The organism is Streptosporangium sp. NPDC002607, from assembly GCF_053592655.1.
Genome location: NZ_JBSFWD010000006.1, coordinates 96,619 through 116,487, shown reverse-complemented (window position 1 = coordinate 116,487; position 19,869 = coordinate 96,619). Strand labels below are relative to the sequence as shown.

General features: G+C 69.7%; 19 protein-coding genes. 7 read left to right on the top strand and 12 right to left on the bottom strand.

Annotation, left to right across the window (positions count from 1 at the left end):
- Positions 1-2 precede the first annotated feature (2 nt).
- The 3 genes from ACWD3H_RS09170 to ACWD3H_RS09160 all read left to right on the top strand — a co-directional run bounded on the left by ACWD3H_RS09170 (position 3) and on the right by ACWD3H_RS09160 (position 4,156).
- Positions 3-1,322, top strand: coding sequence for an MFS transporter (locus tag ACWD3H_RS09170; RefSeq protein WP_355562528.1), 1,320 nt, complete (start codon positions 3-5; stop codon positions 1,320-1,322).
- Positions 1,323-1,342: 20 nt separating this feature from the next.
- Positions 1,343-2,362: an alpha/beta fold hydrolase gene (locus ACWD3H_RS09165; protein WP_451954582.1), complete on the top strand. Its 1,020-nt coding sequence runs from the start codon at positions 1,343-1,345 to the stop codon at positions 2,360-2,362.
- A 468-nt stretch (positions 2,363-2,830) separates the two neighbouring features.
- The gene (locus tag ACWD3H_RS09160; RefSeq protein ID WP_355562534.1) at positions 2,831-4,156 is read left to right on the top strand and encodes a tannase/feruloyl esterase family alpha/beta hydrolase; all 1,326 of its coding nucleotides are present in this window, start codon (positions 2,831-2,833) and stop codon (positions 4,154-4,156) included.
- Positions 4,157-4,198: 42 nt separating this feature from the next.
- Here the strand turns inward: ACWD3H_RS09160 and ACWD3H_RS09155 are convergent, their stop codons facing one another.
- Positions 4,199-6,175, bottom strand: a complete 1,977-nt coding sequence (locus ACWD3H_RS09155) for a glycosyltransferase family 2 protein (protein WP_355562537.1) — start codon at positions 6,173-6,175, stop codon at positions 4,199-4,201.
- 60 nt (positions 6,176-6,235) lie between these two features.
- Positions 6,236-6,964 (bottom strand): aggregation-promoting factor C-terminal-like domain-containing protein, encoded by a 729-nt coding sequence (locus tag ACWD3H_RS09150; RefSeq protein WP_355562540.1) that lies wholly within the window; start codon positions 6,962-6,964, stop codon positions 6,236-6,238.
- A gap of 301 nt (positions 6,965-7,265) precedes the next feature.
- Here ACWD3H_RS09150 and ACWD3H_RS09145 point away from each other — a divergent pair, with 301 nt between their 5' ends.
- From ACWD3H_RS09145 to ACWD3H_RS09135, 3 genes are read left to right on the top strand one after another with little or no spacing between them, the layout of a single operon-like run.
- Positions 7,266-7,940 (top strand): response regulator transcription factor, encoded by a 675-nt coding sequence (locus ACWD3H_RS09145; RefSeq protein ID WP_030910870.1) that lies wholly within the window; start codon positions 7,266-7,268, stop codon positions 7,938-7,940.
- Complete coding sequence (locus tag ACWD3H_RS09140; protein WP_355562544.1) at positions 7,937-9,343, top strand: sensor histidine kinase; 1,407 nt, start codon at positions 7,937-7,939, stop codon at positions 9,341-9,343. Before ACWD3H_RS09145 ends, ACWD3H_RS09140 begins: the two co-directional genes overlap by 4 nt.
- Positions 9,340-9,888 carry a hypothetical protein gene (locus ACWD3H_RS09135; protein ID WP_350926692.1) on the top strand — a complete coding sequence of 183 codons (549 nt, stop codon included), beginning with the start codon at positions 9,340-9,342 and terminating at the stop codon, positions 9,886-9,888. Before ACWD3H_RS09140 ends, ACWD3H_RS09135 begins: the two co-directional genes overlap by 4 nt.
- A gap of 139 nt (positions 9,889-10,027) precedes the next feature.
- On the opposite strand, the gene ACWD3H_RS09130 is transcribed toward ACWD3H_RS09135, so the two are convergent.
- The 10 genes from ACWD3H_RS09130 to ACWD3H_RS09085 form a co-directional block, all read right to left on the bottom strand.
- Complete coding sequence (locus ACWD3H_RS09130) at positions 10,028-11,350, bottom strand: PhoH family protein (protein ID WP_343977703.1); 1,323 nt, start codon at positions 11,348-11,350, stop codon at positions 10,028-10,030.
- A gap of 242 nt (positions 11,351-11,592) precedes the next feature.
- The gene (locus ACWD3H_RS09125) at positions 11,593-12,360 is read right to left on the bottom strand and encodes an isoprenyl transferase (RefSeq protein WP_343977706.1); all 768 of its coding nucleotides are present in this window, start codon (positions 12,358-12,360) and stop codon (positions 11,593-11,595) included.
- A gap of 79 nt (positions 12,361-12,439) precedes the next feature.
- Positions 12,440-12,892, bottom strand: a complete 453-nt coding sequence (locus ACWD3H_RS09120; RefSeq protein ID WP_355562552.1) for a hypothetical protein — start codon at positions 12,890-12,892, stop codon at positions 12,440-12,442.
- Between the two features lie 112 nt (positions 12,893-13,004).
- On the bottom strand, positions 13,005-13,961 hold the full coding sequence (locus ACWD3H_RS09115; protein ID WP_451954581.1) for a DUF7064 domain-containing protein: 957 nt from the start codon (positions 13,959-13,961) through the stop codon (positions 13,005-13,007).
- A gap of 37 nt (positions 13,962-13,998) precedes the next feature.
- Complete coding sequence (locus ACWD3H_RS09110; protein ID WP_355562557.1) at positions 13,999-14,199, bottom strand: hypothetical protein; 201 nt, start codon at positions 14,197-14,199, stop codon at positions 13,999-14,001.
- Positions 14,200-14,280: 81 nt separating this feature from the next.
- On the bottom strand, positions 14,281-14,655 hold the full coding sequence (locus ACWD3H_RS09105; RefSeq protein WP_355562560.1) for a hypothetical protein: 375 nt from the start codon (positions 14,653-14,655) through the stop codon (positions 14,281-14,283).
- Complete coding sequence (locus ACWD3H_RS09100) at positions 14,648-15,511, bottom strand: DUF692 domain-containing protein (protein WP_451954580.1); 864 nt, start codon at positions 15,509-15,511, stop codon at positions 14,648-14,650. The genes ACWD3H_RS09105 and ACWD3H_RS09100 overlap by 8 nt, the downstream gene beginning before the upstream one ends.
- Positions 15,504-16,451 (bottom strand): TIGR04222 domain-containing membrane protein, encoded by a 948-nt coding sequence (locus tag ACWD3H_RS09095; protein WP_451954579.1) that lies wholly within the window; start codon positions 16,449-16,451, stop codon positions 15,504-15,506. Before ACWD3H_RS09095 ends, ACWD3H_RS09100 begins: the two co-directional genes overlap by 8 nt.
- 107 nt (positions 16,452-16,558) lie before the next feature.
- Positions 16,559-18,358, bottom strand: a complete 1,800-nt coding sequence (locus ACWD3H_RS09090; RefSeq protein WP_451954578.1) for a phosphoenolpyruvate carboxykinase (GTP) — start codon at positions 18,356-18,358, stop codon at positions 16,559-16,561.
- A gap of 291 nt (positions 18,359-18,649) precedes the next feature.
- Complete coding sequence (locus ACWD3H_RS09085; RefSeq protein WP_451954577.1) at positions 18,650-19,159, bottom strand: hypothetical protein; 510 nt, start codon at positions 19,157-19,159, stop codon at positions 18,650-18,652.
- A gap of 84 nt (positions 19,160-19,243) precedes the next feature.
- On the opposite strand from ACWD3H_RS09085, the gene ACWD3H_RS09080 reads away from it, so the two are divergent.
- Positions 19,244-19,852 (top strand): acyl-CoA-like ligand-binding transcription factor, encoded by a 609-nt coding sequence (locus ACWD3H_RS09080; protein ID WP_451954576.1) that lies wholly within the window; start codon positions 19,244-19,246, stop codon positions 19,850-19,852.
- The last annotated feature ends 17 nt before the right edge of the window (positions 19,853-19,869 follow it).

Here is a 19,869-nt window from a genome sequence, read left to right as displayed (position 1 = left end):
AGATGGCAGAGAAAACCCGAACCCCCATCGGAAAGATCGTCGGCGCCAGCCTCATCGGCACCACGATCGAGTGGTATGACTTCTTCCTTTACGGTTCCGCCGCCGCCCTGGTCTTCCCGAAGCTCTTCTTCCCCGAGTCGGAGCCGCTGACCGGTACCCTGCTGGCGTTCCTGACCTACGCGGTGGGCTTCGTGGCCCGCCCGCTGGGCGCACTGGTCTTCGGGCACTACGGCGACCGGGTCGGCCGCAAGAAGCTGCTGGTGCTCAGCCTGCTGCTGATGGGCGGGGCGACCTTCCTGATCGGCTGCCTGCCGACCCACGCCGCGATCGGCATGGTGGCACCGCTGCTGCTGACCCTGCTCCGGCTCGTCCAGGGCTTCGCCCTCGGCGGTGAGTGGGGAGGCGCGGTGCTCATCGTCTCCGAGCACGGCGACGCGGAGCGCCGCGGCTTCTGGGCCTCCTGGCCGCAGGCGGGCGCCCCCGGCGGCAACCTGCTGGCCACCGCCGTGCTGGCGGCGCTGGCCGCGATCCAGACGGACGAGGCCTTCCTGAGCTGGGGATGGCGGGTGCCCTTCCTGCTCTCCGGCGCGCTGGTACTGGTCGGCATGTGGATCCGGCTGTCCATCAGCGAGTCGCCGGTCTTCCAGCAGGCCGTCGCCAACGCCGAGCCCGCCCCGTCCATGCCGATCGTCGAGGTGTTCAGGCACCACTGGCGGGACGTGATCACCGCGATCGGCGCCCGCTTCGCGGAGAACGTCTCCTACTACATCCTCACCGCGTTCGTGCTGGTCTACGCGACGACGTCGGCGGGGCTGACGAAGCCCGTCGTGCTCAACGCGGTGCTGATCGGGTCGGCCGTCCACTTCGTCTCGATCCCGCTGTGGGGGGCGCTCTCCGACCGGCTCGGCCGCCGCCCCGTCTACCTGATCGGCGCCGCCGGGGTGGGCCTGTGGGCCTTCGCGTTCTTCCCGCTGATCGACACGAAGAACTTCGCCGCGGTCACCCTGGCGGTGACCGTCGGGCTGATCCTGCACGGTGCGATGTACGGCCCGCAGGCGGCGTTCTTCTCCGAGTTGTTCGCCACCAGGATGCGCTACTCGGGCGTGTCGATCGGCTCGCAGCTCGCCTCGATCATCGCGGGCGGCCTGGCCCCGCTGATCGCGGTGGCCCTGCTGAGCGCCTACGAGTCGTCGCTGCCGGTCATGCTGTACGTGGTCGGAGCCGCCGTAGTCACCCTGATCACCGTGTACGTCTCACGTGAGACCCGGGGACGTGACCTCGTCACCCTCGGTACCCGCGACGAGGCCCCGACCACCCGCTGAGCATGATGGAGAGACATCTGATGCGCATCGAGAGCCGGCGGGTACCCACCGCCCGCATCACCCAGAACGTGCTGTCCGCCGCCGATGGGACGGCAGGTGGCGAGCCGGTGCTGTTCGTGCACGGGAACGTGTCGAGCTCCGCCTTCTGGCGGGACACGTTGCTCGCCCTGGCGGAGGCGGGTCACCGGCCGCTCGCCGTCGACCTGCGGGGCTTCGGCGACACCGAGCCGGCCCCGGTCGACGCCACCCGCGGCCTGCGGGACTACTCCGACGACGTGCTCGCCCTCATCGACGCCCTCGGGCTGGACGGCGTGCACCTGGTCGGCTGGAGCATGGGCGGCGGGGTGGTGCTGCAGGCGCTGCGGGACCGGCCGGCCGTCGTGCGGAGCGTGACGCTGGTCAATCCGGTCTCCCCGTACGGCTTCGGCGGCACACACGGCCCCGACGGGGCGCTGAACCACCCCGACGGCACGGGCGCCGGCGGCGGGTCGGCGAACCCGGACTTCGTGAAGCTGCTCGCGGCGGGGGACGCCTCCGACGACTCCCCGACGTCACCGAGGAACGTGATGCGGACCACGTACGTGAAGCCCGGCACAGTGATCAAGGACGAGGACGCCCTGGTCGCGTCGATGCTCTCCACGAGGGTCGGCGATGACCACTACCCGGGCGACGTGGTGGCGTCGGAGGAGTGGCCGGGGGTGCGTCCCGGCACGCGGGGCGTGCTCAACTCCTTCTCACCGACGCACTTCCGGATCGACGACCTGCACACGATCGACCCGAAGCCGCCGATCCTGTGGGTCAGGGGCGAGGCCGACGTGATCGTCTCCGACACCTCGCTGTTCGACCTGGCCCACCTGGGCGCCCTGGGGGTCGTCCCCGGCTCCCCCGGCACCCCGGCGCAGCCGATGATCACCCAGACCCGCGCCGTCCTGGAACGGTACGGCCCGTACACCGAGGTAGTCCTGGACAGCGGTCACAGCCCGCACATCGAGCGCCCGGAGGAGTTCCGCACCGCCCTCACCCGCCATTTGCGACGCTAGCGCGTCGCGGTTCGGCCGCTCGAACCCGGCTCCTTCCCTCGTCAAGAGGGGCCGCTCGTTCCTCACGAGTTGCCGGCGACGCTAACGCGTCGCGGTGAGGCCGCTCTTACCCGGCTCCTTCCCTCGTCAAGAGGGGCCGCTCGTTCCTCGCAACCCCGCTCTCCTCAGTCCAGTCCCCGGCGCGGCCTCACGGCCCTCTCTCCTCAGTCCAGTCGCCGGCGCGTCCTCACGGGTCAACGGCGACGCTAGCGCGTCGCGGTGAGGCCGCTCAAACCCGGCTCCTTCCCTCGTCAAGAGGGGCCGCTCGTTCCTCACGACCCCTCTCTCCTCAGTCCAGTCGCCGGCGCGTCCTCACGGGAGTCCCTCATGATAGATCGCTTGACTCGTCCCCTACGGTGCCTCTCGGAATGGGTTACCCCGCCCGTTCCTCGTGGTGCTTCCCAGTCCGGCCGTCGGCGGGGTCCGGTCATGGCCGGAGGGCTCGCCGCCGTCATCTTCACCGCCCTCCTGGCGGGCAGTCCCGCGGCGAGCGCGGGGACCTCTCCCGCGCACTGCGCCCGGCTGGACCGGGTGGTGGTGCCGGGGGCCGAGCACCAGGTGAAGGCGTGCCTGAACGACCTCACGACGGCCGGCACGATCATCTCCGGGCACACCGACCCGGCCGACTGGGCGGGCCTGCACCCGGCGGGGGCGGTCAACCCCACGGGCGTGCCCGGCATCCAGGTCGACGGCTACTTTCCCGACACCTCGACCTCCAACACCACGCACGGCTGGAACCACGACTCGCAGTTCGTGCTCCGGCTGCCCGACGACTGGAACGGCGGGCTGGTGGTCGCGGGCACCCCCGGCAACAGGGAGCAGTACGCGAACGACTTCACCATCTCCGACTGGGCGCTGGCCAGGGGCTACGCCTACGCCGTGACGGACAAGGGCAACGTCGGCGTCACCTTCTACCAGGACGGCCGCAGGCCCGGCGACGCGGTCGCGGAGTGGAACGACCGGGTCACGCAGGTCGCGGTCGCGGCCAAGGCCGTCGTCGCGCAGCGCTACGGCAGGCTCCCGAAGCGGACCTACGCGGCGGGCATCTCCAACGGCGGATACCTGGTCCGCTGGCAGTTGGAGAACCGGGCCTGGCTCTATGACGGCGGGATCGACTGGGAGGGCACGCTCTGGCGGGTCAAGGGCGACAACCTGCTCAACTACCTGCCCCCGGCGCTGCGGGCCTACCCGGCGGGTGACACCCAGGCGATGTACGACGCCGGGTTCGCACGCGGGTCGGAGTTCCTGTGGCCCTTCCACTACCAGTACTACTGGGACCTGACCCAGCGCGTCTACCGCGAGGAGCTCGACCCCACCTTCGACGGCGACACCGAGGCGGGCACCCCGTTCTGCGCCTCGGGCACCCCCGCCTGCGACGCCGACTACGACTACGACGCGCGCAAGCCGTACGCGGCGGTGCGGAAGATCGGGCTCACCGGCCGGATCGGCAAGCCGCTGATCACGATCCACGGCACGCTGGACACGCTGCTGCCGATCTCCCGCTCCGGTGACGTCTACGCGGAGATGGTCGGCGGGCACCGGCCGTTCCGGTACTACCGGGTCACCGACGGAACCCATGTGGACAGCCTCTACGCCGCCTACCCCGACAGGCTTCGCCCGCTGCTGCCGTGCTTCCGCAGCGCGTTCGAGGCCATGGAGGGCTGGGTGGAGCGCGGGCAGAACCCGCCGCCGAGCGCGACCCTGCCGAGGCCCTCCGGCGGTGACCTGCCCAACGAGTGCCGACTGGGCGCCTGATGTGGCCGTCGGTACGGGTGACCGGTCTCTGCCCGGCGAATGTCAGCTGAGCATGTAGCGGCGCTGCATGGTCTTGGTGACCCGGACCGCGTTCCTGACCCCCGGTATCCGCAGCGCGAGGCGTTTCAGCAGCGGGTACCAGGGCTCGGGAGGCCGGGCCGCGGCGGACTTGAGGATCTCCACTCGCCCGCCGCGGTTCATCTCCATCTTGAAGCGGAGCCCGGTCTCCTTACCGTCCACCCGTAGGAAGGGCGCCCAGACGCCCGGCGCGAGGAACCCCTCCCGGTATGCCAGCCGGGTCGGGATCTTGGCGATCAGCCGCCCGGCGAGCTGCCCGGGGACGCCCGGCTCGACCAGGGCGGGCGCGGCGACCTCACGTTCCCTGCCGGTGGTCTGGCGGAGCACCAGCTCCACGGGCGGCCCCCCGCTCGGCGGCACGTACGGCACGGGCACGACCACGAAGACGTGCTTGCGCTGCCTGATCACCGTCGTACCCGGCGAGACCAGGACGATCGACTCGGAGAACGAGCGGGGCTCCACGCAGATCCCCAGCTCCCCCCGGTCCGACCACCAGGGGACGACCAGCCGCTTGGAGTAGTCGGCGACCACCCCGGTGCAGTTCAGCGGGGACCCGGTCACCCGGGTACGGGCCTGCTGAGCCCCCCCGTACATGCGCACGTGGATCTCCCAGAGCCCCGGCGGCAGCGGGCCGTCCACGGCCGCCGAGTCGACGTCCAGCCGTGCCGTGCCGGTGACCTGGAGCCTGACCCCGTTACGGTGACGGCAGCGGATCATCGAGCACTCCACCGGCAGGAAGTAGACGACCCCGGTCTCCTCGTGCCTGATGTAGACCTCGAACCGCGCCCTGGCAGCGGCCTGGCTGACGTCGGCCATCTCGGGTGGGAGGCGGAGCCCGTCCAGGGGCACCGGAGGCTCCCAGAGCAGGCCGTCCTGCCCGTAGGGGATGAAGCGCATCGGGGTGCCGTCGGACTGCATGATCTCCACGGTCAGCCCCATGGTGAGCACGCCGTCGTCCCAGACGACGTCCATCAGGTCGGCCTGGAGGTGGATGCCCTGGGTGGCTCCGGCCAGCATGACGAGCTGGTCGAGCCTGCCCGCCCGCAGCAGCGCGGCGCGGGCCCGCAACTGCACCGGCAGCAGCAGGTCGAGGCGCGGGGGGAAACGCTGGACCACCAGCTCGCGCAGGGTCGTGAAGGTGGCCGCCCGGCCCAGGGAGGAGGTGGCGAACGCACCTCCGCCGAGCCGTCGCAGCACCGCGGTGCGGAACCACTGGGCGTACATCCGATCGCGCCTGCGGCCCTCGGGGACCTCGTCGTCGATGATGTCGAGCAGCTCGCGCAACTCGGCGGCCCAGACGTACGGGTCCTCCTGCGGCTCGGTCCGCTCGGCGACGTGACAGCAGACCTGGTCGGCCATGACCACGATGATCTTGGCCCGCAGGTAGGCGCGGACGACGAAGGCCTGCTCGGCCAGGCGCCCGCCGGGGTCGGAGAAGTTCAGCGCCTCGTCGTCGAGAAAGGCCCTGCGGAAGAGCTTGTGCGGGGTGAGCAGCGTGAGCAGCCGGTCCTTGACCACGTCGGCACGCTCACGGTTGACGTCGAAGACCGGGGAGGGCGGCTTCTGGTCGTCGACCAGCCGCCCGATGAGGATGTCGGCCTCGGTCTCCACGGCACGCCGGTACATCAGCTCCAGAGCCATCCGTTCCAGACGGTCGGTCTGGCCGAGCATGTAGACGTACTCGCCTCTGGCCACCATGAGTGCGACGTTGCGGCCGCGCATCGGCGAACCGGTCCGCTCCAGGTGGAGCACCTTGACGTTCGACCGCACCGCGGCCACCGCGTCGAGACGCTGCTGGATCCCGTCGTCGGAGCCGTCGTCGGCGAAGATCACCTCGTAGTCCTCGGAGGCCATCGACTGTTCCAGCACCGACCGGATACAGGCGTCGGCGCCATCACCGGGGTTGTGCACCGGCACTACCACGCTGACCTTCACATCCATGCGGCCAAGGGTGCGATGCCCGGGGCCGGGAGACGGTCAGACTTGCCGAGTCCTGGTCTCTCAGTACCAGCCTTTGGCCTGGGAATGGGCCCAGGCCCCACAGGGCGTGCCGTAGCGGCCCTTGATGTAGGTGAGCCCCCACTCGATCTGGGTGGCCGGGTTGGTCTGCCAGTCGCTTCCCGAGCTGGCCATCTTGTGGCCGGGGAGGGACTGGGGGATGCCGTAGGCGCCACTGGAGGTGTTCATGGCGCGCTCGTTCCAGCCGCTCTCCTTCATCCAGAGCTTCTCCAGGCAGCCCCACTGGTCGGCCCAGCCCCTGGACTCCAGCATCTGCTTGCCCAGCGCCCTGTTGCCGGTCGGGTTGGCGGTGCCCGGGGGGAGCCGCTGCGGGTTGAACCCGCCACCGCCCGGCGCCTCGTCAACGATCTTGACCGGGTTGAGCACCTTGCGGTTGTCCCGCTCGGCGGCGATCTTGTCGGCCTTGAGCGCCTGGGCCGCCTGGGCCTTCAGCATGTCGGACTCCAGGTCGGAGCCGAACGGGTCGGAGCCGAGCACCTGCGCCATCTCTTCCAGGGTGAGCGGCTGCGTGGGCGGCGCCGAGGCGTTCTGGACCGCGGTGTAGGCGGTGAAGGCTCCGCCACCCACCACGACCACGACCGCGGTGCCCAGGATCAGGACGCGTTTGGGGGTCAGACGGCCCGGCGCCTTCGTCCTGGCCGTTCTGCGGTTCGCACGGCGGGCACGGGGCGCCGCCGAGCGGTCCTTCAGTTGCTGTGATCCTGGACTCACGACCTATGAGCTTGCCGTGCGGAGGGGGGTGGTCCGCAACCGGATCGGCAGACTTGGTCGGCGCCATACGAGATCCGCCGGGCTTCTCCTAAGCTAATCACCAGGCCACGGGCGCTTTCCCGGCAAGGAAAAGATGGAAGTGATTTTGCTCACATTTTACCCTACGGCGCCACTTCGCCTCTCTATGTGATCACGGGAGTGCCTGAATCATGGTTTGACTCCCTTATTCAGGTACTGTTTGCCTTATGTCGGGGTTCGTGACCTGGCAGATCCATCCAAGCCTTGGGAGAATGATTACCCGGTGGCAGGCATCCTCCTCGTCGAAGACGACCCCTCGGTCAGGACCGGGCTGGAGCTGGCGCTCACCCGGCAGGGCCACTCCGTCACCGCATACGCCAGCGGTGAGGAGGCGCTTGAGCACATCAGGTCCCGCCGCCCCGAGATCGCCATCCTGGACGTCATGCTGCCCGGCATCGACGGCGTCGAGGTGTGCCGCCGCATCCGCAGGCTGGACCAGCTTCCGGTGATCCTGCTCACCGCCAGGGGCGACGACCTCGACGTGGTCGTGGGGCTGGAGGCCGGGGCCGACGACTACGTGGTCAAGCCGGTCGAGCCGCGAGTGCTGGACGCCCGCATCCGCGCCGTCCTGCGCCGGATGGAGTCGGTCGCCTCCGACCGCATCACCTTCGGCGACCTGGTCATCGACAGGGGCGCGCTGAAGGTGTCGCTGAGCGGCCGCGAGGTCCACCTCACCCCCACCGAACTGCGGCTCCTGCTCGAACTCGTCCGCCATCCCGGCCAGGTGCTCAACCGCAGATACCTGCTGCGGGCCGTCTGGGACCACACGCACGTCGCGGACTCCCGGCTGGTCGACGCCTGTGTCCAGCGGGTCCGCGCCAAGATAGAGGCGGTTCCCGCCGAGCCCGAGTTCATCCACACGGTACGGGGATTCGGCTACCGGTTCAGCCCACCGTGAAACGTACCCACACCGGCCTGCGCGGCCGTCTGGTGATCACCTTCACCCTGATCGCCGTCACCGCCTCCTCGCTGGTCGCCGGGATCGGCTACGAGTTCGTCAAGAGCCGCATGATCGGACGCGCCGAGCAGGTGGCCGTGAGCGACGTGCGCGACATCCTGGAGGGCATCAGGGTGCCCATCGGCGCGCTCTGGCCCGGAGACAGCCCGCCGACCGACGACGAGATCAGCGCGCTGCAGAAGAGCCTGCGCCCGCAGGGCGGCAGGGTGGTGGTCCGCTACGAGGACTTCCTCTACCCCGACGGCGAATTCGGCATCAGGGACGTCCCCGGCGACCTCGCCGCCAGGGCCACCCAGCGGATGGTCGCCAAGCGGCAGACCATCAACGGCGGCATGTGGCTGCTCATCGGCACCCCGGTCTGGCGGATCGAGCCCATCCACACCGCCCAGCCCACCGGGATGACCGTCTTCGTGTTCGCCCCCCTCATCGAGGAGGAGCGCCTTCTCAGCGGCCTGCGGCAGCCGCTGGCCGTCGCCAGCGTCGCCATGCTGATCATCGCGCTGGCCCTGGGACTGCTGTCGGCCCGGCAGCTCCTGCTGCCGGTCAGGCGGCTCGGCTCCGCGGCCCGCGCACTCGGCGCCGGCCACCTGGACACCCGCCTGCCCGTGCACGGCCAGGACGAGCTCGCCGAACTCACCGCCACGTTCAACGACACCGCCGCCGCCCTGGAGCGGAGCGTCTCCGAGCTCCGCTCGCTGGAGGCGATGTCCCGCCGCTTCGTCGCCGACGTCTCCCACGAGCTCAGGACCCCGCTGACCGCGATGACCGCGGTCACCGACATGCTCTCCGAGGAGGCCGAGCGGCTGCCACCCGAGCCCGCGGCCGCCGTGCAGCTGGTGTTGCGGGAGATCGCGCGGCTGCGGACCCTGGTGGAGCAGCTCATCGAGGCGAGCCGGTTCGACTCGGGTACCGCGACGCTGAACGTGGACACTGTGAACATCATCGACGTGATCTGGGACTGCCTGGAGATGCGCGGCTGGTCGGACCAGGTACGGGTGAACGTGCCCCAGGGACTGGTCTTCTCCGTCGATCCCCGGCGATTCGACGTCATCGTGGCCAACCTGGTGGGTAACGCCCTACGCCACGGGGAGCCTCCCGTGATGGTGACCGCCCGCAGTACTCCGAACGGCCTGGAGGTGAAGGTGCGCGACCACGGCAAGGGCATCCCCGCCAAGGATCTGCCGTTTGTGTTCAACCGCTTCTACAAGGCGGGCGCCCGGGGCGACGGCAGCGGGCTCGGCCTGTCCATCGCGCGGGCCAACGCCCAGTTGCACGGCGGCACGATCTCGGTCCGCGCGCAGCGGCCGGGAACCCTCTTCACGGTCTGGCTGCCCCCGGCATGAGACGCCTCACCTGCCTGCTCGCCGCCCTCGCGGTCCTGTGCGGATGCGGCATCTCTCCCACCGAGGTCCAGGACTACGGCCGCCCGCCGGTGATCAGCTACAGCCCGACCTGGGTGACCGTCTATCTGCTCCGTGACGGACGGCTGGAACCGGCCAGGATCCCGGTGGTCTCCGACTCGGCCAAGAACATCATCGACACCCTCTTCCGGGCGGGCAAGCAGCCGCCGAAACGGGGGCTGACCAGCGCGCTCAACAACTTCAGCCACTACGACACCAAAACCACCCGATACTCCGACAACACCGACCAGCGCAACGATCCGGACGACAGCCTGGGCTACCGGCTGAATGTGATCATCACGGGCGAGGGCAGGATCTCCAAGGAGGGCCTCGCCCAGATCACCTGCACCATCCGGCAGAACAAGCAGGAGAGCATCTGGAGCGTCGAGATCACCCGGCTCTTCCCCGGAGTCCCGGAGTCGATGGGCGAGCACACCTGCTTCGAGTTCCGCAAGCTCGCGGCCCCCGGCGTGCGGCTGCCGCCGTGAGCGCTCCTTGACGCCCGGCGTCGTGGGCCACGGCCGGCGCCCTCCGACCCGCGAATGACGCGCGAAGCGCGGTCGCGGGTGCCTCACGACACCCGCGACCGCGCTTCGCGCGATCATGCCTGGAGGTCCAGGACACCCGTCACATCGTGATGTCCTCCAGCATCTCGGTGACCAGCGCCGCGATCGGCGAGCGCTCCGAGCGGGTCAGCGTGACGTGCGCGAACAGCGGGTGCCCCTTGAGCTTCTCCACCACCGCCACGACGCCGTCGTGCCGGCCCACCCGCAGGTTGTCGCGCTGGGCGATGTCATGGGTGAGGACGACCCGGGAGTTGGCGCCGATCCGGCTCAGCACGGTGAGCAGCACCCCGCGCTCCAGCGACTGTGCCTCGTCCACGATGACGAAGGCGTCGTGCAGGGAACGGCCGCGGATGTGGGTGAGCGGAAGCACCTCCAGCATGCCCCGGTCCATCACCTCCTCGATCACCTCGGGCGTGGTGACCGCGCCCAGGGTGTCGTAGACGGCCTGGGCCCACGGGCTCATCTTCTCGTTCTCGGAACCCGGCAGGTAGCCCAGCTCCTGGCCGCCCACGGCGTACAGCGGGCGGAAGACGATGACCTTGCGGTGCTGGCGGCGCTCCAGCACCGCCTCCAGGCCCGCGCAGAGGGCGAGCGCGGACTTTCCGGTGCCCGCCCGGCCGCCCATCGAGACGATGCCGACCTCGGGGTCCATCAGCAGGTCGAGCGCGATCCGCTGCTCGGCGGAGCGGCCGTGCAGGCCGAACACCTCTCGGTCGCCGCGCACCAGCCGCACCGACTTGTCGGGCAGCACCCTGCCCAGCGCCGACCCCCTGCTCGACAGCAGCCGCAGGCCGGTGTGGGTGGGCAGGTCGCGAGCCTCCTCCAGGTCGGCGGTGCCGTGCTCGAAGAGCACCTCGACGTCCTCGGAGGTCACCTGGAGCTCCGCCATGCCTGTCCAGCCGGACTCGACCACGAGTTCGGCGCGGTACTCGTCCGCGGCGAGACCGATGGAGGCGGCCTTCACCCGCATCGGCAGGTCCTTGGAGACCAGCACCACGTCGTGTCCCTCGGCGGCGAGGGTACGGGCCACGGTCAGGATGCGGGTGTCGTTGTCGCCGAGCCGGAACCCGACGGGCAGGATGGACGGGTCACTGTGGTTGAGCTCGACCCGGATGGTGCCCTCGCCGATCGGCATGGGCTCGTCCAGCCGTCCGTGCGTCACCCTCAGGTCGTCGAGGTACCTCAGCGCCTTGCGCGCGAAGTATCCGAGCTCTGGATGATGGCGTTTGCCCTCCAACTCGGTGATGACGACGATCGGGATGACCACCTCATGCTCGGCGAAACGGCTCATCGCCGTTGGATCCGCCAGGAGCACCGAGGTGTCCAGGACGTACGTGCGCCGCTTGACTGCCGGCGACGTGGGTGAGGACGAAGGGTTTGCCACGCGTTCTCCCCCGGGCGCCAAGGACGGCGCCCTGCCATGAGCTGGGATGCGGACCGGCCTCGGACCCGCTCACGAGAATGCCGAGCAGGGACCGGTGACCGGCCCTCCTCAGCGAATCGTGACGCAAAGGCGGGCCCTCTCCGGCGTAGGTGAGTCGTGCTCTCCTACTTCTTACGGTACGTCCTGAATGCCCTACTTCCAACTGCTTAAGACTGACCGAAAGGGGTCGTTCATGTGGTGTTTCAGGAACCGTACCTACGGTGTCGCGCGGCGTACGAGCGGAGGGCCCGCAAGAAGTCGACCCTGCGGAAGTCAGGCCAGTAGGCCTCGCAGAAGTAGAACTCGGAGTGGGCGCTCTGCCAGAGCAGGAAGCCGGAGAGCCGCTGCTCTCCCGAAGTACGGATGACCAGATCCGGGTCGGGCTGGCCGCGCGTGTAGAGATGCTTCGCGATGTGCTCCACATCGAGGACCTCGACAAGGTCCTCGATGCTCGCGCCCTTGCTCGCGTGCTCCTGGAGAAGGGAGCGCACCGCATCAGCGATCTCACGCCTTCCTCCATACCCAACGGCAACGTTCACAATCAAACCGGGACGATGTGATGTCGCTTCTTTTGCATCTTTAAGCACACGAGCCGTGTGATCCGGCAAAAGATCTAGCGCCCCCATGGGCTTGATGTGCCAGCCGTCGGCCACGAGTTCCTGGACCACGTCCTCGATGATCTTCATCAGGGGGTCCAGCTCGTCCTTGGAACGGTTGATGTTCTCGCTGGAGAGCAGCCACACGGTGACGACCTCGACACCGGCCTCGCGGCACCAGCCGAGCAGCTCCGAGATCTTGTCCGCGCCCTTGCGATGCCCGCGGCTCACGTCGTCGATGCCCATCGAGCGTGCCCAGCGGCGGTTACCGTCAACGATCACGCCGACGTGCCGGGGAAACATCTCCCGCTGACGGGACAGCTTCGCTTCGAGCCGGCGCTCGTAGAGTCGATAGACGAGATCGCGCACGCCCATTGGAGCCCCTCCCTCAGCACCCGCCATGAATGGGCGCTGACAGGCAATTATCGCCGTCCCGCGGACCCCTCCGCCCCCTCTACAGGGATCTGGCCGACTTGCCCGGCTTGTATGGTCCTAGGCATTCTTCGGCCTCTGTGATGATTTCTTCCACGAAAACCCCCAGCTCAGCCGAGGTGAGCACGGCGCGCATACCCACTCCGCCGCCGCCCCACGCCTCCAGGAACGCTCTCCTGGTGAGCCGCCATGCCCCGGCCGGTCCTCGCCGTCCGGGAACCCAGATCGGAATGGTGCGCAGTTGGCAGCGGAGTTCGCCCCCGCCGACGACACCGTTCCTGGCCCGGTAACGAAAGGCGAACAGTTCCGCGTCGCCGGGGAAGCGGTCGTCGGGATCGGGCCACCGCGCCTCGTGGCCGGCGCGGGCCTCGGCGACCCCGCGCGCCAGGCGGGTGAGAATCCAGCCGCAGCGCTCGCCCACCGTCCCGTACAGCGCGCCGTCGCGATGGAGTTCGAGTGTTATCTCGTACGGCATACCGACACTGTCCCGGCACGCCACCGGCGTAACGGTCAGATAAGAACCATCAAGACAACGCACTCCCCCCACCTCAGAGAGGGTATCCCCGGCTCAGACCATCAAAACGTGATCAACGCCATCCATGTCCCCGCCAGCCGGGTGGCTGGTGCCATTCGGTCCATCCGTACCCCAGGCGCCCGTCCTCGGCCTCGAACCGGCACAGGGCACGCGGGAAGCGGGCGATCTCCCCGTCCGGCGACGTCATGGCGACCGGGGCGAAGGCGAGCGGGACGACGGTCATCGGCATCCCCGGCACCTCCAGCCGCGCCCCGGACGGGAATCCGTCCTCCCCGAACTCGCTCGCCGCGGTGAAGCCCTCACGGTGCTCCAGCGCCCCGCCCGGCGGAGCCGTGAAGCAGGGCCAGGGCATCTCGAAACCGACGTTCGCCCGCATGCCGTGGAAGAACGTGCCGTCGTCGAGCCGGCCCGAACTCCACAGCCACGACAGCTGCCACCAGTCACGCTCTCCCCAGCTGTGATCGCGCTCACCATGGCCGGAGAAGGCGATCTCCTCACCACCGACCCGGATGGTCCCCGCGACCTCGCAGGGGACCTCGTAGCGCGGGACGAAGCCGTAGGGGTAGGCCTCACCGGCACTCCGCCACTCCAGGTCGAACGCCAGCGGGGTCGTGGCGGCGCCGTCCAGGTCCCGGTACGCCAGGGCGGGGTCGGAAAGGACGGCGGCCGCCCCGGCCTCGAGGCTCACCCGCAGGGACCGCATGGGGAGCGTCACGTCGTGGGTGGCCTGGAAGTCCTTGCCCCGCACCGCGAGGTCGGGACCGGGGAGCGGGACATGGTGATCGACCAGCAGCACCGTGGGCCTGCCGGCGCCGACCAGGCACGCCCAGTACCAGGCGCGGTTCCAGTTGGGATACAGGCCCAGCCGGACGTAACCGGCGAGCGAGCCGTCCTCGGCCGTGAAGTCGAGGTAGACCGATTCGCTCCACAGCGGCTCGGCACCGGCCGGATGCGTCCCCTCGTCCTCGGGGCGCAGCGGCCAGGTCGCGTGATCGGCGAAATTCCCCACGGTCACTCCCGGCACAGGCACTCGATCAGGTACCGGCTCAACCTAACCGACGGCGCCTCCGCCGCACAGAGTCCTCGGTGCTCTCGGCGCCCTCGGCAGCTGTCGTTCCGGCCTTCCGGCCCCTGGCACCGGCTGAACGGCGCGCGCGCGAGGAGTGCACGGCCAGGCGTAGCGCGATCAGCCCGGCGACCAGAAGGAGCACGACGAGCACGGTGATAATGATCTTGGTGATGTGCATGCCGACCTCCGGGATGACGTCCCTTCCCGAGGTCCACTACCCAGGGGACGAACATGGACGAACAGGGAAGGCCACAAGTTTCTAACGGCGCCTGGCGAAGGGCGACCATCGGCGGGGCCCGGGGGCCGGCTCGACGGCGATGGACTCCTCCGGCAGCCGCCCCGCCGCGCGCAGCCGATCGGCGAAGTCGCGGGCGTCGGCGTGCGAGCCGCCCGGCGGCCTGGGGCGGCCTCGCGCGTACGCGTCGAACTCCGCGGCGAAGCCGTCGCCGAGCAGCGCGGCCAGGTCGGGCCGGAGACGGGCCACCGTTCTGCGCCGCTTGGAGATCAGGCTCGACTCCTGGATCAGCAGTCGCTCCCTGTCGAACCCCGGCGGCGCCTCCTCCCCCGCCACCAGGGCGGCCATCAGCGCCGCCTGTGCCCCGGCCAGTGCCTCCCTGGCCGCGTCCTCAGACACCGGACATCGCGCTGCGGATCCGGCCCAGCTCCCGCTCCAGCGCGCCGTCGCTGGGGTAGTCGTCGTCCCATTCGAGCAGCACCCCCGGCGGATCGACCCTGGCGCACAGCTCCGAGAGGATGTCCAGCACCTCCTCGGGGACGTGGGCGGTGTGGGTGTCGTGCCACAGCCCCCCGCGGGAGTGGCCCCCGGCGACATGGACGTAGGCGAGTTCGGACAGCGGCAGGCCGTCCAGCGCGGCGGTGGCCGACAGACCCAGGTTGATCTGGTTCGTATAGAGGTTCGCCACGTCGACCAGGAGCCCGACGCCGGTCATCTCCACCAGCTCTCCGAGGAAGGCGGCCTCGGTCATCTCGTCCTCCGGCCAGCCGAACAGGGCTGCGACGTTCTCCAGGGCCAACGGGACGGGAAGCGCCTCCTGCGCCCGCCGCACGTTCTCCGCGACAACGGCCAGCGCGGCCCTGGTACGCGGCACCGGCAGTAGGTGGCCGGCCTCCATGCCGCCCGCCCTGACGAAGGCCAGGTGCTCGCTGACCAGCGGCGCCTCCAGGGCGCGCGCGCAGTCCGCCAGCCGCGCCAGCCGCCGGGGGTCGGGATGCTCGGCACCGCCGATACCCAGCCCGACGCCGTGCGGGATCACCGGCACCCCCCGGGCGCGGAGCACCCGCAGCGACTCGGGGAGCCGGGCCGGGTCGATGTTCTCGGCGACGACCTCGACGAAGTCGACCCCGGGCAGCCGTTCCACGGTCAGGTCGATCTCCGGCCGCCAGCCGATGCCCACACCCGGCTCGACCACCGCCGGGAGCACCCCGTCGGTGACCGTCCTCACCGCGGCGACCGGGGGACGCTCACCCACCGCAACCGCCCCCGCCACACCCACCACCGCAACCGGACCCACCACCACAACCGCCACCGTCACTCGACCCGCCACCGGAGTCGCCCCAGCTCCCGGATCCGAAGTCACCGCCGCCACCGCCACCGCAGGCGCCGACCGCGCAGCCGCTCCCGGAACCACTCACGCTCTGGCGCTGGAGCTCCTCCACAAGGCCCGGCTCGTCGAGCTCCCCCAGCCCGTACAGGGCGACGGGGATGCCGACGGCGAAGGCCAGGCCGGGCGTGACGGGGCGGGCGCCCCGGACGTAGATCCTGCGGGCGGAGGCGAGCACGTCGTGGCCCGCGCGGCTCAGGACGTCGCGCAGTAACCGCTTGTGCCACGCGTAGACGGAGAACCCGAAGAGCGCCGCGATCAGTCCCACCAGCAGCGCCGCGGTGCCGAGTCTCCCCCTGGCGCCCGTGACCAGGATGCCCACCGTGAGGACCAGCGCGACGATCGAGGTGACCAGGAGCCGGTTCAGCAGTCCCCGCGCGTGGTCGAGCGCGTTCTCGGGCACCAGCAGGCCCAGCCCCAGCAGCCGGTAGTGCAGGCCGTCGACGGCCTGTCCACCGGCCACCGCGTGGCGGAGCTCGCCCACCGGGGCGACGCCTCCACGCTGGGCGAGCGCCGCCGTGACGGCGTGCTCGATCGGGTCGGAAGAGGGCGAGGCCCCGGCGACCAGGCTGACCTGACCGCCCCGCGAGACCCGGATCACCCCGGCTTTGGCCAGCATGCCGAGCGCGGTGTTGACCACTCGGCGCGGGCCTCCGGAGAGGTAGGCGAGCTCATAGGGGGTCGGTGGCCCGCCGTGGTGGCGGGTCACCGCCGAGCGGACCCGGCGATGCTCACGGCCAAGCGTGAAGGCCGTGGAGACGATGGCCAGGGCCGCGGCGAAGGCGATGACGAACAGCGGGAACCCCATGTCCGCCTCCTCGGGGGAAAGGGATCGCAGGCGTGACGTCCCGTGTATCCGGTTGGACGCGCAAAGCCTGTCAGAAGTTTCCCCCGTCTTCGACCCCTTTGCCGGTGTCAGCCCAGACGGGCGACGAGTGCCTCGTACTCTTCCCAGAGCTCACGGGGCAGGTGATCGCCGAAGGTCTGGAAGAAGGCGGGCATGAGCGCCGCCTCCTGCCGCCAGATCTCCTCGTCGACGCTGAGCAGCGTCCGCATGTCCTCCTCGGAGACCGCGAGGCCGTCGGTGTCGAGCCCGGCGGGGAGCAGGCCGATGGGGGTGCGCACCGCCTCCGCCTGGCCGTTGAGGCGGTCGACGATCCACTTGAGCACGCGGGAGTTCTCCCCGAAACCGGGCCAGATGAACTTGCCCTCGTCGTTCTTGCGGAACCAGTTCACGTAGTAGACGCGCGGCAGCTCGGCGTTCTCACGCTGGCCGATCTTGAGCCAGTGGGCGAAGTAGTCGCCCATGTTGTAGCCGCAGAAGGGCAGCATCGCGAACGGGTCGCGGCGCAGCTCGCCGACCTTGCCCTCGGCGGCGGCGGTCTTCTCCGAGGCGATGTTGGCCCCGATGAAGACACCGTGCTGCCAGCTCAGCGCCTCCGTCACCAGCGGGACCGCGCTGGCGCGGCGCCCGCCGAACAGGATCGCCGAGATCGGCACGCCCGCGGGATCCTGCCACTCACGGGCGATCGTCGGGCACTGCGCGGCCGGGACCGTGAAGCGGGCGTTGGGGTGCGCGGCCGGCTCGCCGGACTCCGGCGTCCAGTCGCGGCCCTTCCAGTCGGTCAGGTGCGCCGGGGGCTGGTCGGTGAGTCCCTCCCACCACACGTCGCCGTCGTCGGTGAGGGCGACGTTCGTGAAGATGCTGTTGCCCCAGAGCGTCTCGATCGCGTTGGCGTTGGTGGACTCGCCGGTGCCGGGAGCGACGCCGAAGAAGCCCGCCTCGGGGTTGATGGCCCGCAGCTTTCCGTCGTCACCGAAGCGCATCCAGGCGATGTCGTCGCCGATCGTCTCGACCTTCCAGCCCGGGATGGTCGGCTGGAGCATGGCGAGGTTCGTCTTGCCGCACGCGCTCGGGAAGGCCGCCGCGACGTAGCGCGTCTCCCCTGAAGGCGGGGTGAGCTTGAGGATGAGCATGTGCTCGGCCAGCCAGCCCTCGTCCCGGGCCATCGTGCTGGCGATCCGCAGTGCGTAGCACTTCTTGCCGAGCAGGGCGTTGCCGCCGTACCCCGAGCCGTAGGACCAGATCTCGCGGGTCTCGGGGAAGTGGCTGATGTACTTGGAGGCGTTGCACGGCCACGGCACGTCGTCCTGACCGGGTTCGAGCGGGGCGCCGACCGAGTGGACCGCCTTGACGTAGCCGCCGCGCTCCTCGATGAGGCGCAGCGCGTCCTCGCCCATCCGGGTCATGACGCGCATCGACACGACCACGTACGGCGAGTCGGTGATCTCCACACCGAGCTGGGAGATCTCACCACCCAGCGGCCCCATGCAGAACGGCACGACGTACATCGTCCGGCCGCGCATGCTGCCCTTGAAGATCTCGCCGAAGGTGCGGCGCATCTCGGCGGGGGCGATCCAGTTGTTGGTCGGCCCGGCATCCTCCTCGCGCTCGGAGCAGATGTAGGTCCGGTCCTCGACCCGGGCGACGTCGCTGGGGTCGGAGGCGGCGTGGAAGCTGTTCTGCCGCTTGGCCAGGCGTGTGAAGGTCCCTCGCTCGACCAGCAGGTTCGTCAGGCGCGTCCATTCGGCCTCGGAGCCGTCGCACCATTCGATCCGGTCCGGCTGTGTCAGCTCGGCGATCTCCCTGACCCATTCGGCCAGTTCCGCATGACTGGTCGGGCTGGTGGTGTTCACGTCTACGGTAAGGGACACTGCTCGGGCTCCTTTACGCTTCACGGGGCCAAAACATCATTAACGACGGAACCGCGCTTAATCCAATTGGCGTAGACCAGTGAATTCGCGCGATCAGATGTCAAGGCGCTTCCGGCCCGGCGCCCCCGAAGGCGTATGGCCTGGCAGGAGCCACAGGGCTCTGAAACCCCTACCCAGAAAAAACGGCCCTAAAAAAAGCCTTTCCCGCAGTGGTATAGGCCAATGAGAAAGGTCTAAACCAATCAGCGGACAGGTTCAGACCAATTTATCGGCCATCCCCGCTGCCCAGCCTCAGGAATTCACGTCGGGCCCGGCGGCCCGGACACGGTCGACGTGCCGTAGCGCGTCCCTCAGATCCGCCAGCCAGGTGTCGGTGTGGTCGCCCACCAGACGTACGCACCAGGCGAGCGCGTCACTGCGGCTGCGGGCCACCCCCGCGGCCACCAGGGTGTCGAGCACCCGGCGCTCCGACTGCCTGAGCCTGGTCATGACGGGCACCGACAGTGTGGTGAACATCACCGTCTCGCCGCCGACCGCGACCCCCCAGGAGACCTTCCTGCGGAATCGCTGCTCGGCCTCCAGCGCGATCTCCACGCGCCGCTCCCTGGTCTCCTCGCGGAAGCGCAGGATGCCGCCCTCCAGCGCGGCGGAACGCTCCACCTCCGAGACGTCGTCGCCGAGCACGGGAGCCCGGAGCCTGCCGACCACCGCGATCTCCTCGCGGTCCAGCACGATCTCAGGCTCGCCTTCGAACCATTCCCGGGGCAGCCGTCCCGAGAACCAGCCGCGCAGCTTCTCCATTGTTTTATCTTTTTCCATGTAATTTAGATTACAACGTTCACGGCCGCTGTCCATGGCGGCCCGCGCAGACGCGAGAATCGGCGAATGAGATCACCCCAACGCGCCGGAGGGCTGCGCGAGCGCAAGAAGGCGAAGACCCGCCGTGCGATTCAGGAGCACGCGCTGCGTCTGTTCGCCGAGCGGGGATACGAGGCCACGACCGTCGAGCAGGTCGCCGAGGCGGCGGAGGTGTCGCCGAGCACCTTCTTCCGCTACTTCCCCACCAAGGAGGACGTGGTCGTCCAGGACGGGTACGACTCGCTGATCGTCTCCGCGCTCCGCGAGAGCAGCCCGGAGGCGACACCCGTCGACGCGTTCCGGCAGGCCGTACGGGCCGTGTTCGAGGGCTTCCGGGCCGAGGACTTCTCGCGGGCCGCCGCCATGACCCGGCTCATCCTCTCCGTGCCCGCGCTGCGGGCCAGGCGGCTCCAGTCCGCCGCCGGCACGCACGCGGCGATATGTACGGAGATCGCCTCCCGTACCGGCCGCGATCCCCACGACCTCGCCGTCGAGACCTTCGCCGCCGCGGTGATCGGAGCCATGCTCCCCTCCATCGCCCGCTGGGCCGCGAACCCCTCGGAGAACCTGCCCGACCTCCTCGACACCGCCCTCGTCCGGCTCGCCGCCGGCCTCCCGCTCACCGGCACGCAGTAGGCGAAAGATCCAAGGGA